Here is a 14,405-nt window from a genome sequence, read left to right as displayed (position 1 = left end):
GCACAATCCTTGTCGAGAATCGTACAACCCTTATCGAGAATTGTACAATCCTAAGTTGGCGCACCGCCGAAATTTATCAGGGAGGCTTTTTTTAAAGATAAGTTTTAAGTAATTAACAGTCATGCTGTTAATAAGTTTATAAAGAATCGAAAAATCAGGATTCCCTTTTTCTTAAATTTAGGATAATTAACCCATCATGACTTGTGTGATGAAAAACTAAACTTATGAGAAAACTATTTGCAGAATTTTTTGGTACCTACTGGCTTGTTTTTGGCGGTTGTGGTAGTGCTTTGTTTGCCGCGGGATTTCCAGATTTGGGGATTGGCTTTGCCGGTGTTTCATTAGCTTTTGGATTAACCGTTTTGACGATGGCTTATGCTGTAGGTCATATATCGGGTGGCCATTTTAATCCGGCGGTATCTTTCGGGCTTTGGGCTAGTGGCCGATTTTCGGGTAAAGATTTATTGCCTTATATCGTTTCACAATGTTTGGGCGGAATTGCCGCAGCAGGAACTTTGTTATTCATCCTTTCAGGCAAAGAAGGATTCGCTATTGACAATACTAAAGCGGGTGCTTTTGCCACCAATGGTTATGGGGCTTTTTCTCCTGATGGTTATTCCGTAGGTTCAGCATTTGTAGCAGAATTTATTTTGACGATGTTTTTCGTACTCATTATTGTTGGCGCTACAGACAAATTGGCTAACGGAAAGTTTGCCGGCGTTGCTATAGGTTTGGCATTAACTTTAATCCATTTAATCAGTATTCCAATCACCAATACTTCTGTTAATCCTGCGCGTTCTACTTCGCAGGCGGTTTTTGCACAAGAAGAATCTTTATCCCAATTGTGGTTGTTTTGGGTTGCACCAATTGCCGGTGCCTTGGTTGGAGGATTTATTTATAAATTGTTTTTAGACAAAAAAGAAGATTTATAGTTTTAACTTAGTTTAAAATCAGTAAAGAGAAAAGGATGAAGTTATTTGTTCTTTTCTCTTTATTTTTGTGGAATGAACTCGCTTTTCCCAAAAGAAAAAATTGCTTTCAATCTTCCCGATGCTGAAATAGAATACTATTCAAGTTTCTTTGATTCGGCTCGTGCCAATGAACTTTTTGAGAAATTAAAATCAGAGATTCCTTGGCAACAAGACAATATTACGGTATTTGGCAAAACCCATCCACAACCGCGATTGACGGCGCTTTTTGGGAATGAAGGCAAGCCTTATGGTTACTCGAATATTGTGATGCAACCGCATCATTGGAACCCGTTATTGATGTTTATTAAGGACGAAGTTGAATCTGTTTGCCAAGAAAATTTCACTACAGTTTTACTCAATTATTATCGCAATGGGAAAGACAGTAATGGTTGGCACGCCGATAATGAAAAAGAGTTGGGTAGAAATCCTATTATTGCTTCGGTCAGTTTTGGTGCTGAGCGACCTTTTCATTTGCAACACAATACGATTAAGGAGCAAAAGACAAAAATCAATTTGGAGCATGGAAGTTTACTGATTATGAAAGGCACGACGCAGCATTTTTGGAAACACCAAATTCCGAAAACGGCTAAAGAAATAGGTTCCCGAATCAATCTTACTTTTCGCATCATCAAGTAATTCTCTATTTTATTATATTTGATAAAAAACAATTCGATGAACGATATCATTCAATATTTCGAAAGCATTCCGTCTTCGCACAGGGCGTTGATTTTAGCCGGTGGGATTGCTTTGTTTTGGTTAATCGAAAGCGCTGTTCCCTTTGTAAAATTTGGTTACAACAAAGTACAGCACGCGGGAATCAATATCTTTTTTACTGTTACGACGATTATAGTTAATTTTTGTTTGGCTGTAATTTTAGTCAACACCGCGCAATGGACAGTCGAGCACAAGTTTGGTTTATTGAATTGGCTACCTGAAATGAATATCTGGTTGTTTGCGATTGTTGGTTTGTTGCTTTTGGATTTGATTGGTGCCTATTTAGCGCATTTGGTGGAACATAAAGTCAAGGTTTTATGGCGATTTCATTTGATTCATCATACCGATACTTGGATTGATACGACTTCAGGAAACCGTCATCATCCGGGCGAGAGTGTGATACGATTTGTTTTTACGACTATGGGCGTTTTAATTGTGGGTAGCCCTATGTGGATGGTTTTTTTGTACCAAACTTTATCGGTTGTGGCTACGCAATTTACCCACGCAAATATTGCTTTGCCAAAGCAATTGGATAAAGTGATGAGCTATTTTTTGGTTTCACCTGACATGCATAAAGTGCATCACCATTACGTTTTGCCTTATACTGATAGTAATTACGGGAATATATTTTCGATTTGGGACAGACTTTTTGGCACATTTAAAACGTTAGAGAGAGAAAAAATAGTTTACGGCGTTGATACACACATGAAGCCTGAAGAGCACAATGATTTAAAGAATTTGTTGTCGATTCCTTTTCAAAAACACCGTTCGCCAAATAGTGAGAGTTAAAAAAAACACTAGTCAGATTGAAAACTAATTATTTTTTTTATTAATATTGATTAGAAATTTATCAGTTGGAATCTATTTTTAAATAATGCTTTTACAGAAATGAAAAAAAGTAAGCTTGCAGACTTTGACAACGAGCAAATAGAAAGAGTTGTCAGCATGGCTCAAGAGGAAAAAAAGCCTTTTGAAGTAATAAAAGAAGAATTTGGCCTTACCGAAAACGAAGTAACCGAATTAATGCGTAAACGTTTATCGAAAGATAATTTTGAGCTTTGGAAGAAAAAAGCGGCGGGAAGCAAGCCAAAACCAAAACCAATTATTGACGATTTCGATGATGATTTAGAAGGTAAATATTATATCAAAAATAAATTTGACTAAAACTTTAACTCTTGTTCAACAAGAGTTTTTTTATTTACTGCTATTCCCTTTATTCTAGTCGTTATTTTTATTGCCGACTTAATTTTAGTTAATCAATACTAAAAATGTTAAAATCGATTGTAACTATTACTTACATTTGGTGTCTTATCCAAAAAAAAATTGACTATGAAAAAACTAATTCTAAGTGCTATTGTAACCTTGTCGGTTTTCAATTTTAATGCCGTTGCACAAAAGAAATCCACTGCTGTTCAAGAGATAAAAGTTGCTATCGATTTAAATCAAGTTAAAGAGGATAAAGTGATGGTAACCATTACGCCACCAAGTTTTACATCTGCTGAGGTTGTTTTCCATATTCCAAAAACAGTTCCGGGAACGTATTCTTCGGACAATTATGGGAAATTACTAGTTGATTTAAAAGCTTTGGACAAAAGCGGGAATGAGTTAACGGTAACTAAAACCGATGACAATTCTTGGAAAATCAGTAATGCTAAGGCTTTGGCAAAAGTTACTTATTGGGTAAATGATACATATGATACGGAAACCGGAAGAGGTTTTGGGAAAGATGAAATTTTTTCACCTGCCGGAACCAATATCGATGAAGGCAAGAATTTCATGTTGAACAATCATGGATTTATTGGCTATTTTGATGATAAATTAGAAATCCCTTATAATGTAACGATTACACATCCGGCAACACTTTTTGGCTCCACTTCTTTGGTAGATCTTAACAAAAGTGATACCGTTGATAATTTTGTAACCAAAAGATATTTTGAATTGGTAGACAATCCAATTATGTATTCAAAACCCGACTACATTACTTTTAAGGTAGACGGAATGGAGATTTTATTCAGTGTATATTCTCCCAATGGATCACACACAGCCAAATCACTTTTGGCCGATTTAGAAAAAACCATGCGTGCTCAGAAGGCTTTTTTGGGACCTATCAATAACAACAAAAAATACACCGTTCTTTTGTACTTATCGGATATGCAAAAAGCCGATGCGAAAGGTTTTGGCGCTTTAGAACACCATACATCAACTACCGTAGTTTTTCCTGAAATGATGCCGGCTGCAGCATTGGGAGAGCAAATTAAGGATGTAGTTTCTCATGAGTTTTTCCATATCGTGACCCCATTGAGTATTCATTCTAAAGAGATTCAGTATTTTGATTACAATAACCCAAAAATGTCAAAACATTTGTGGATGTATGAAGGCGTAACCGAATATTTTGCGAATTTGTTCCAAATCAATCAAGGGTTAATTGATTCGGATGAATTTTATCAAAGAATGGTTGGGAAAATCAACAACGCTTCGAGTTTAAATGATACTATGCCATTTACTGAAATGAGTGCTAATGTATTGGTTCCGCCATACAAAGACCAATATTTGAATGTATATGAAAAAGGAGCTTTAATCGGAATGTGTATTGATATTATCATTCGTGAAAAGAGTAATGGACAAAGAGGCATTTTAGATTTGATGCAAAAATTGTCTAAAAAATACGGTGCGGAAAAACCATTCAATGATGAAGATCTTTTTGCTGAAATTACGTCGTTGACGTATCCTGAAGTAGGAGAGTTTTTAAATACTTACGTTGCCGGTCCAACACCGATTCCATACGATGTTTATTTTGCTAAAGTTGGCGTAGGCAAAGCCAAAATGAGTGTTCCAATGAACCCGTTTTTGAAAGACCAATCAACGCCATATATCACAGTTGATGGGAAAACTAAGGAAATCATGGTATTGCCAAGTACAGAACTGAATGAATTCATGAAAGGTTTAGGCATGCAAGGCGGCGATATTATTGTAGCTGTCAATGATAAAGCTTACAATTTAGATAACATTTATGATATGATTATGGAAAGCCAAAGCTGGAAAGTAGATGACGACATAACTGTAAAAATCAAACGTGACGGAAAAGAGCAAACCATCAAAGGCAAAGTAAAATTGTCTATGGAAGAAGTAGAAGGTTACGGACTTATCGATACTTCGAAAGAGCCTTTAAACAAAGCTTGGTTGAAAGGATAATACCAATAATTTTATAATTCAAATCCTCAATTTGTGAATCAGATTGAGGATTTTTTAGTATTATTGCCACTCGAGACCGTTAGGTCGAATTGAATGTAGTTAAAATTTGTAACAGATTTAAAATATCAGAGTATCACTCAGTATAAACCGAATGTTCGTCGGACATTCTCCTCTTAATATCAAACATGCAAAAATCATTTCTCACCTCATTATCAGTATTAATTTTAGTTTGCTTTGCCGGTTCGCTTACGCTCGAGTCTTGTTCAGAAAAAAAATCGGAGAAGAATTTTGTGCTAAATGGAAATATCAAAGGCTTAAAAAGCGGAACGCTATACATTCAAAGAATAAAAGATACCCTTTTAGTGCCAATCGATACTATTAAAATTGACGGTGATTCCCATTTTGTAAGTGAATTTGATTTACAATCTCCAGAGATGTTATACTTGTTTTTAGATAGAGGTGTGACCAATTCTTTAGACAACAATATTTCTTTTTTTGCTGAAAAAGGCACCATGAATATTGAAACTACGCTTGATTTTTTTACTGCGGATGCTAAAATTACCGGTTCAAAAAATCAGGAGTTATATGATGACTATAGAAAAGTAATGGCCAGGTATGTCAATCAAGATATGGATTTGATTGAAAAAAAATTCAAGGCCTTTAAAGACGGAAAACTTGATGAAGTAAGCAAAATGGAAGAAGAGCAAAAGAGTATTTTAAAAAGAAAATATCTGTACACCACAAATTTCGCTGTAAATCATTCCGATTATGAAGTTGCGCCTTATGTGGCTTTGGCAAACATTTACGATATCAATTTGAAATATTTGGATACTATTCAAAAAACAATGTCACCTAAAGTGGCAAAATCGCTTTACGGTAAAAAGTTTAACGATTTTATCGCTGAAAGAAAAAAGGCTGAAAAATAAGCTTATTATCTTTTCATAGCAAAATGTCCTTTATGGATTTTTCCATCAGCTCGGGTAACGTAAAACCAATAATCATCGGAAGGCAATTGTCTTCCGTTGTAGTTTCCGTCCCAAGCTTCATTGTTTTTCATCACTCGAAGTAATTTTCCGTAACGGTCAAATATCCGCACTTCAAAATTGGGTTCGAATTGAGAGAATTTAATACTCCAACCATCATTGTTGCCATCACTATTTGGCGTGAAGAACTTCGGATAATTTAATAAGAAGACTTGTTCAGTGGCTATTCCGCATTCTTTTTTGTCTCTAACCGTCACCAGATAAGCGCCATTTGGCAAACCATTGAAAACATTACTGTTTTGGAAATTAATTCCGTCTATAGCATATTCATAATCGCCTAAACCAACAGCATTAACGGTAATGCTATTTTCGGAATCTGTCCAATCAACCGTGTCTATTGAAGTAATTGTCGGTGCATTGGATAAAACGACTGTGAAGTTTTTAGTTGAAGAACAAGTCACAGAACCATGATTTTCTGTCACAGTAACTGAATAGTTTCCTGCTTGGTTAATTACAATGGAAGGCGAAGTCGCATTAGTTGACCAAAGGTAACTGTCAAAACCTGAATCGGCTTGGACTGAAACAATGCCTCTTTCACAAAGAATAATTTCATCAGAGATTGTAATGATTGGAACAGGAACTAAGGTCAATTGCAATTGTACAATTTGGTGACAACCATTCATAGAATCAATTCTCACATAGATAATGTTTAGACCTAAATTCAGTGTATGGTTTGTTGCCAATTCTTCGCCAATAATTTGATTTTCCGCACCATTATAAGTTTTGTAATAAGAGAAAGTATTTCCGCTTGTATTGATTAAAAATGAATCAAATTGCGACAAATCAACCATTTCAGTTCCGTTATTTCCTTCGTCACAAACATTTGTTGCATAGTCATTGGCGTTTAAAGAAAAAATCAAACTAATAGTAATGGCTAGTCTGTTTATACTTTCACAACCATTGACGGTTTGTGTGGCAAAATAAACAGTTCCATCAACGAGTAAAGTATTAGATGGTAAAACGGTTGTAGAGGTAGTAGAACTGTACCAATTAATGGCAGTTCCTGTTACAGTAATGTCGTTTAAAGTCGGATTTTGCAAAGCACAAAATGATTGAGGACTATTGCCTATTGGTGCTGGCGTATTTTGAATGTTAATAGTAACCGAAACTCGTGAACTTTCACAACTGTTCAAGGTTTGTGAGACATAATATGTAGTGCCATTTTGTAAAGCTGTTGTGGAATTTAATAAGTTTCCTCCGGTTGGCGCATCATACCATTGGATGTTTTGACCGGTTATAGCTATATTATTAACCGTTGCATTTTGTTGGATGCAAAAGGTTTGAGGCGAATTTGCAATAGGTAAAGTTACCGCGCTAATTACAACCGTTTGGTTTTGAGTTTCGATGTTTCCGTTGCCGTCATCATAATTCCATTGTACGGTGTAAGTTCCCGGTAACGGATAATTTAATGGATTTGTGGTTGTTCCGTTTACAATTCCAGAGCAATTATCTGTTGCCGTTGGAATTGGGATTACGGTAGTACAATCTCCGTTTATGGTTGGCAGGTTTAAAATATCCGGAATTGGTTTAGTTACATCACCAACAATGACATCAACTGTAATGGTATTGTCACAACCACCAGTACCGGTAACAACGCAAGTATATTGACCGGAATGTGTAGCGTTTGCATTGGTAATAGTAGGGTTTTGTAGGTTGGAAGTAAAGCCATTTGGTCCGGTCCATGTATAGTTTGTTCCGCCGGAAGCGGTTAGATTTAAATCTTCACCAATACAAGGATTATTTGAAAGCGCTTCTGTAGCGGATAAGCAATCTTTGAATTTTTCAATAAAAAAACATCTGGAGCCGTTCATTAATGGTTGATAACTTCCCGCAGTTGAAATTTCATTTGGACTATAGGTATTACCTGCTATAAAAAATATGCCTTGTTTGTCATATTTAATTGTCGTTGCAAAATCGCCATTATTTCCCCCAAAATAAGTTCCCCAAAGTCTTACTCCTAAAGGATTAAATTTTACTATAAAAGCATCATACCATCCGTTAGGTGTATAATTATAGGAATCTATTGTAGATATGTTGTTGGTGCTCATAGTGTTTCCTTCCAAAAAGATATTGTTGCTTTCGTCAATATCAATGGTATATCTCTGTAAATCTTCTTGGTCATCTCCTCCATAGTAGGTTCCCCAAACTAACTGTCCGCTTTGATTAAATTTAGCCAAGTATGCATCCGATGCAGATTGTGCATTAGGATTTAAATTGGGTTGGTGTGCATTTAAAGTTGCAATTAATTCAGTACTTCTTGTGTATCCGGATAGAATAATATCGTCATTATGGTCAATCTTCAGACAATGATTGTATTCCCAAGCTTTTCCATAATAAGTTCCCCAGATTCTTTGTCCATTTGGATCAAATTTGATTAAGTATGAAGAATAGTTTGCTACGCCTGTATCAGTATTATAAATAAAATTTGGTTGGTGTGTACCACTTGTGGTAAAGTCAAAGGTGTTATTACTAACATCGCCAGAAAAGAATATATTTGAATTGCTATCTATTCCAACTCCTCTAATTTCACATAGAAAATAATACGAGCCCCAAATTTGAAAGCCTGAAGGGTTAAATTTGGTAATAAAACCTTCACCAACAGTATTTGGATTTACGGGAACACTTTTATAATCTTTAAATGTTCCGGGTGTTGCAATTCCATTGATGCTGTAAGTTTCCCCAACAATTACAATGTTATTCATAGGGTCTAAATCTAAGTTTAGTGGGTAATCTGTATTTTCTCCTCCAAAATATGTTCCCCAAACTCTTTGACCATTTAGATCAAATTTTACAATAAAGACATCTAAATTATTAAAACCACCAACAGTAAGCGTTTCTTTAAACGAACCTGGAGTTGAAATATTTGTAGTACTGTTAGTTCCTCCGGTGAGAACTAATTCATTATTACTTTGCTTCAAGGCATAGAAACTATCAGAGTTGTTTCCGCCATAGTATGTTCCCCAAATTCTAGTTCCATTGGTGTCGAACTTTGCCAGAAATCCATCTGAAAAACCGGTTAGCGTTGTATCATGACTTCCGGCTGTGGCCATATTTGCGGAATCACCAGTATGTCCGCTAAAATACAGATTTCCGGAACTGTCAGTATCCAAAGCTATTAATTCAAAATTAGAACCTAATCCATAATAAGTTCCCCACAATCGAATTGGTACTGGATCAATAATTATGGTTTTATTATCTAAATTCTCAGAGGATTTAAAACCATAGGTGTTTTTACTGATTTTTTTATAGCTAATGGCGATTGCTTTTTTATCATTTTCAGTCCAGCTGAAAGGCATAGTCTCTTCCATGATTCCAAAACGAACATTCATTTTAATTTTATTGTCAACCAATGCTGTTTTAGCACCTTTGAATTTCAATTGAATATCCGAGATTTTGCCATTCGGTTTTATGACGAAATTGTATTCTACAGGTTTTGATTTATCCTCAGGAATAAAGAATACTACATCAATATGTGGATAGATGTTTTGATAAGTTACTTTTTGAAATTTATATACATTTAAGACGCCTTCAGGTTTGGAAACCACATTGTAATAATTATCATAATCTGAAATTTTGCCTTCTGAAACCAATCTGACAGAAGAATTGTAGTTGACAAAATCGATGTCAATTCTGTGATAGCTATATTCTAATTTGAAATTTTGATTAGCTAAACTATCCTTTTCTGTTGAGGAAGTAGTTCGCAGAATCTTTTTTTCGTTTTGTGTTAAGGGTATTTTTTTAGTCTCATAAACGTCGTAAGAAAAACCATTTTGTCTCAATTGAACATTAAGACCGTTGGTGTTTAAAAGGTATTTAACCGCAGGATTAGGATTTCCTTTTTGGTCGATAATTTGTCCTTTATTTTCAATAAAGCCAACAGACTGATTTTGATTTTGGGCTAAACTGAAAGTACAAATAGTTAAAAAGCACAAGACAAATAATTTCTTCATAGATTGGAGATTCAAAGGGAACAAAAGTAAAAATAATATCTCAAAAAACATAAGAATTAATTTACTGATTAAGAAATGTATATTGCCATCAAAATGTTTGTCAAAGCAATTAAAATATAAAGTAATTTTGTCCTTCTGAATCACTATATGAAAGACATCCTTCTTATAACGCCACCATTTACACAACTCAATACTCCTTATCCTGCAACGGCTTATTTGAAAGGGTTTTTGAAGACCAAAAGCATTACCGCTTTTCAAATGGATTTGGGTATAGAAGTGATTTTGAAAATGTTTTCTAAAGAAGGTTTGACGACTATTTTTGGTTCCTCTAACAGTCAACATCCAACACCTAACCTTCAACGAATTTACAGTTTAAGAGAAGATTACGTTCAAACGATTGATGCTGTCATCGATTTTCTACAAGGAAATAATCAAACTTTAGCACGTCAAATTTGTAGCGGTAATTTTCTGCCCGAAGCCTCAAGGTTTGAGCAATTAGACGATATGGAATGGGCATTTGGTTCGATGGGAATGCAAGACAAAGCCAAACATCTGTCTACTTTATATCTTGAAGATTTATCCGATTTTATTGTGGAATGCATTGATGAGAATTTTGGTTTTAGTCGTTATGCGGAACGATTAGGCAGAAGTGCTAATTCATTTGATGAAATGTATTCGCATTTGCAAAATGACTTGACTTATATTGATAAAATTACGCTTAAAATTCTAGAGAAAAGACTTGCTGAAGTTCAACCGAAATTAGTCTGCATTTCAGTTCCGTTTCCCGGTAATTTATACAGTGCTTTTCGTTGTGCGCAATTTATAAAGAGACAGTTTCCAACGATAAAAGTCTCCATGGGCGGCGGTTTTCCCAATACCGAACTTCGTGATTTAAAGGATAAAAGGGTTTTCGAGTTCTTTGATTTCATAACACTTGATGATGGCGAATTACCGGTGGAATTATTACACCATTTTGTCACATCGAGCGCAGTCGAGATGCCTTTAAAAAGAACTTTTCTTCTTGAAAGCAATCTAGTCGTTTATAAAAACAACGCCATACAATCCGATTACAAGCAAAGTGAAGTGGGTACACCTGATTATTCCGATTTACTTTTAGATCAATACATTTCAGTTATAGAAATCGCCAATCCGATGCACAGTTTGTGGAGTGATGGCCGATGGAATAAGCTCACCATGGCGCATGGATGTTATTGGGGTAAATGTACTTTCTGTGATATTTCTTTGGATTATATCAAATTGTACGAACCAATTGCAGCCAAAATTCTTGTCGATAGGATGGAGGAAATGATTGTCCAAACCGGCGATAACGGATTCCATTTTGTTGATGAAGCTGCGCCACCGGCTTTAATGCGAGAAGTTGCCTTAGAAATTCTTCGCCGAAAACTCACTGTGACTTGGTGGACTAATATTCGCTTTGAAAAAAGTTTCACTTTTGATTTGTGTTTTCTGCTAAAAGCCTCAGGTTGTATTGCGGTTTCAGGTGGATTGGAAGTTGCCTCTGACCGATTATTAGAACTGATAAAAAAAGGGGTAACAGTGGAACAAGTAGCCCAAGTTACCAGAAATTTCACAGAAAGTGGTATTATGGTCCACGCTTATTTGATGTATGGTTATCCAACGCAAACAGTTCAAGAAACGGTAGATAGTTTGGAAATGGTTCGTCAATTGTTTGAAGTCGGTGTTTTGCAATCGGGTTTTTGGCATCAATTTGCCATGACAGCACACAGCCCGGTTGGCATGTTTCCTGAAGAATTTGGGGTTATTCCGGAGCAAAACGACATTACTTTTGCTAACAATGACATTGAATTTAAAGACAAAACCGGTATCAATCACGACCAATTTAGTTTTGGGTTGAAGAAATCTTTGTTCAATTATATGCACGGCATTGGGTTCGATTATGAATTGCAGGATTGGTTTGATTTTAAAATTCCAAGAACAACTATAAATTCTGATTTTATTATTAATTGTTTGGAAAAAGAAGATTTTTTTAATGTAAAACCTACGGCCAAAATAATTTGGTTAGGCCGAAAACCATTGGCTGAAATTTTCACTAAGTCCAAAAAAGGAAATGCTTGGGAAATGATAAAGTTGGTTTTTTTTGACAAAAACGACACCTTAGAAATCAGTTTAGAAAAAGACAAAGGCGAATGGCTTGTAAAAGCGATTGATTTACTTCATGTCGACAATCAGAAGATGCTTACTTTTGCAGAACTCAAAACCGATTTTGAAACACAGTTTGATGATTTTGAGTTGTTTTGGTACTCTAAGCCTGTCAAAAATCTCAAGGAATTTGGGTTATTAGTTCTTTAAATTTATATTTTAATTCTTGATAACTTGTTGATTATTTTTATCAAACTAAACAGTTGTTGTCCTTTTTTAATATACATTTAGACTATAAATTATATAAAGAGAATAGACTACAATGACCGTTAAAAAAACCTTCCCAAAAATTCTTTGGTTAATAGTTTCCTCTAGCATCTTTTTTATTATTCTTTATTTTGCCCTTTTCTATTATACAAAAAAAGCAGAAAAAGATGTTTATAAAGATTCTGTAGAACAGTTTGATAATGAAATACATAAGCTGCTTGATTTAGAGTCGAAACCTGTATTAGTTGCTATTAATAATGATTCCAATTGGGATGAGTTTGTCAATTTTATAGCGTCCAAAGACAAGGTTTGGTTTGATCAAACTATTGGTAACGAATTGGAAATTTATGACGCCGAATATTTAGGAGCTTATGATGCTCAAAAAAACTTTATCATCCGTACGCCAACACCAAGAATCAAAACGTTAGATTTTATTCCGAAAGAAGCCATGGATTTGCTGGATAAAGAAGGAATAAAAAAGTTTTACCTAAAAATTCCGGAAGGAATTGTTGAAGTTACCGGTGCCGCAATTCATCCTTCTGATGATCCATTGAAAAATAAAACTAAAACTTCGGGTTACTTTTTCGTGGTTAGATTAATGGACAAAGATTTTTTTGAAAATTTACAGCATATAACTAATTCTAAGATAGAGTTTCTGGGATCTAATGTGGTGATTAAGGAAGAAAAAAACAAAATAGCTACTGCGTTTCAATTAAAAGATTCTAATGGAAAAGTAATCGGTCAACTATTGTTTCAAAGAAATTTTGAAATTTATTTCGAAAACACCATTAACTTGCTGTATATCATAATAGTTACTTTTTTTATCAGTTTGCTGGTTAATTTAATTTACACCAGAAGATTGGTTTATTATCCGTTGGATTTGATTAGAAGAGTTCTGGAAACCGGCAATAAAAAAGCCATCAAGCTGTTAAAAGAATCAAACGGTGAGTTTAGTTATATCGGGAATTTATTCGAAGAAAATAATAATCAAAAACTGGAGTTGATTACGGCCAAAATCAAAGCGGAAGAAAGCGACCGATTAAAATCGTCTTTTTTAGCCAATTTATCGCATGAAATCAGAACACCGATGAATGCCATCAATGGTTTTACGGATTTGATAATTAATACTAACATCAACGAAACGGAGAAACTGGAATATCTGAATGTGATAGAAAAGAGTGGGAAAAATTTGGTTTCCATTATTGATGATTTGATCGAAATGTCAAAAATTGATTCCAATCAAATTTCGCCCAATTATACTGTAGTCAATTTAGAATCATGCGTTAGCGAACTCTATGAAACCATTAAAGTTACCATTCCAAAAAAATCGATTGAATTTATATTGATTAAAAGTTCAATGCCGGCCGAGTTTAATATTATTACTGACGATATAAAACTGAAGCAGGTTATTATTAATTTGTTGACCAATGCTATTAAGTTTACCGATGTAGGCATGGTCACTTTTGGTTACGAAATTGATGAAAAAAATGAGCAAATTCATTTCACTGTAAGAGACACGGGTCTTGGAATTGACGAACAAGAACACCAAAATATTTTTGATCGATTCAAACGAGTTGACAGTGATGTTTCTATTAAAGTTGGTGGTTTAGGGTTAGGTTTGGCTATTTCGAAAGCTTATGTGGAGCTGCTGGGCGGAAGTATTTCCTTAGAATCTAAAGTAGGGAAAGGTTCTACTTTTTACTTTTCAATTCCGTTAAAATATGCTAAGGTTGACAATATCATGGTTAGACCGGTCAACAACCTTGAGGTCACAAAATCAGACAGCAAATTAATTTTGATAGCCGAAGATGATAATATCAATTTCTTATTGTTCCAAAAAATGATGCAGCATAAGAATTATGAAATCATCAGAGCAATAAACGGTAGGGAAGCCGTAGAAATTTGTTTGGGCAACCCTAATATTGACTTGGTTTTAATGGATATAAAAATGCCTATTATGACAGGTTTTGAAGCTATCGAACAAATCCAACCGATGCGTCCGAATTTGCCAATCATTGCACAAACAGCTTATTCTTCTTCAGAAGACAAGGCCAAAATTGAAGAAGCCGGATTTACGGATTATATTACAAAACCATTAGATAGAGAGCGATTGTTTGAATTGTTGACCAAGTATTTATAAAAAAAAG

Annotated in this window: 9 protein-coding genes; 8 read left to right on the top strand and 1 reads right to left on the bottom strand. The window is 34.9% G+C overall.

Annotation, left to right across the window (positions count from 1 at the left end; genetic code table 11):
* The first annotated feature begins 224 nt into the window (after window positions 1-224).
* The 6 genes from aqpZ (at window position 225) to B3C16_RS16310 (ending at window position 5,803) form a co-directional block, all read left to right on the top strand.
* Window positions 225-932 (top strand): aquaporin Z, encoded by a 708-nt coding sequence (gene aqpZ, locus B3C16_RS16335; RefSeq protein WP_291133393.1) that lies wholly within the window; start codon window positions 225-227, stop codon window positions 930-932.
* A gap of 72 nt (window positions 933-1,004) precedes the next feature.
* Window positions 1,005-1,607 (top strand): alpha-ketoglutarate-dependent dioxygenase AlkB family protein, encoded by a 603-nt coding sequence (locus B3C16_RS16330; RefSeq protein WP_121313023.1) that lies wholly within the window; start codon window positions 1,005-1,007, stop codon window positions 1,605-1,607.
* A 36-nt stretch (window positions 1,608-1,643) separates the two neighbouring features.
* On the top strand, window positions 1,644-2,474 hold the full coding sequence (locus B3C16_RS16325; RefSeq protein WP_121313024.1) for a sterol desaturase family protein: 831 nt from the start codon (window positions 1,644-1,646) through the stop codon (window positions 2,472-2,474).
* A 99-nt stretch (window positions 2,475-2,573) separates the two neighbouring features.
* Complete coding sequence (locus B3C16_RS16320; protein WP_121313025.1) at window positions 2,574-2,849, top strand: TIGR03643 family protein; 276 nt, start codon at window positions 2,574-2,576, stop codon at window positions 2,847-2,849.
* 165 nt (window positions 2,850-3,014) lie between these two features.
* Window positions 3,015-4,877 (top strand): peptidase M61, encoded by a 1,863-nt coding sequence (locus B3C16_RS16315; protein ID WP_291133389.1) that lies wholly within the window; start codon window positions 3,015-3,017, stop codon window positions 4,875-4,877.
* Window positions 4,878-5,062: 185 nt separating this feature from the next.
* Window positions 5,063-5,803 carry a DUF4369 domain-containing protein gene (locus tag B3C16_RS16310; RefSeq protein WP_121313027.1) on the top strand — a complete coding sequence of 247 codons (741 nt, stop codon included), beginning with the start codon at window positions 5,063-5,065 and terminating at the stop codon, window positions 5,801-5,803.
* A gap of 5 nt (window positions 5,804-5,808) precedes the next feature.
* Here the strand turns inward: B3C16_RS16310 and B3C16_RS16305 are convergent, their stop codons facing one another.
* Window positions 5,809-9,870: a T9SS type B sorting domain-containing protein gene (locus B3C16_RS16305; RefSeq protein ID WP_291133387.1), complete on the bottom strand. Its 4,062-nt coding sequence runs from the start codon at window positions 9,868-9,870 to the stop codon at window positions 5,809-5,811.
* 147 nt (window positions 9,871-10,017) lie between these two features.
* Here B3C16_RS16305 and B3C16_RS16300 point away from each other — a divergent pair, with 147 nt between their 5' ends.
* Both B3C16_RS16300 and B3C16_RS16295 read left to right on the top strand, forming a co-directional pair.
* Complete coding sequence (locus B3C16_RS16300) at window positions 10,018-12,201, top strand: B12-binding domain-containing radical SAM protein (RefSeq protein ID WP_291133385.1); 2,184 nt, start codon at window positions 10,018-10,020, stop codon at window positions 12,199-12,201.
* 112 nt (window positions 12,202-12,313) lie between these two features.
* Window positions 12,314-14,398 carry an ATP-binding protein gene (locus B3C16_RS16295; protein ID WP_291133383.1) on the top strand — a complete coding sequence of 695 codons (2,085 nt, stop codon included), beginning with the start codon at window positions 12,314-12,316 and terminating at the stop codon, window positions 14,396-14,398.
* The last annotated feature ends 7 nt before the right edge of the window (window positions 14,399-14,405 follow it).

This window comes from Flavobacterium sp. UBA7682 (genome assembly GCF_002482945.1).
Classification (GTDB): Bacteria; Bacteroidota; Bacteroidia; order Flavobacteriales; family Flavobacteriaceae; genus Flavobacterium.
This window is presented reverse-complemented; position numbering and strand designations above follow the sequence as displayed.

Excerpts from the sequence above, each read along its gene's own strand:
- aqpZ (WP_291133393.1), top strand. The coding sequence starts at position 225 with ATGAGAAAACTATTTGCAGAATTTTTTGGTACCTACTGGCTTGTTTTT.
- B3C16_RS16330 (WP_121313023.1), top strand. The coding sequence starts at position 1,005 with ATGAACTCGCTTTTCCCAAAAGAAAAAATTGCTTTCAATCTTCCCGAT.
- B3C16_RS16325 (WP_121313024.1), top strand. The coding sequence starts at position 1,644 with ATGAACGATATCATTCAATATTTCGAAAGCATTCCGTCTTCGCACAGG.
- B3C16_RS16320 (WP_121313025.1), top strand. The coding sequence starts at position 2,574 with ATGAAAAAAAGTAAGCTTGCAGACTTTGACAACGAGCAAATAGAAAGA.
- B3C16_RS16315 (WP_291133389.1), top strand. The coding sequence starts at position 3,015 with ATGAAAAAACTAATTCTAAGTGCTATTGTAACCTTGTCGGTTTTCAAT.
- B3C16_RS16310 (WP_121313027.1), top strand. The coding sequence starts at position 5,063 with ATGCAAAAATCATTTCTCACCTCATTATCAGTATTAATTTTAGTTTGC.
- B3C16_RS16305 (WP_291133387.1), bottom strand. The coding sequence starts at position 9,870 with ATGAAGAAATTATTTGTCTTGTGCTTTTTAACTATTTGTACTTTCAGT.
- B3C16_RS16300 (WP_291133385.1), top strand. The coding sequence starts at position 10,018 with ATGAAAGACATCCTTCTTATAACGCCACCATTTACACAACTCAATACT.
- B3C16_RS16295 (WP_291133383.1), top strand. The coding sequence starts at position 12,314 with ATGACCGTTAAAAAAACCTTCCCAAAAATTCTTTGGTTAATAGTTTCC.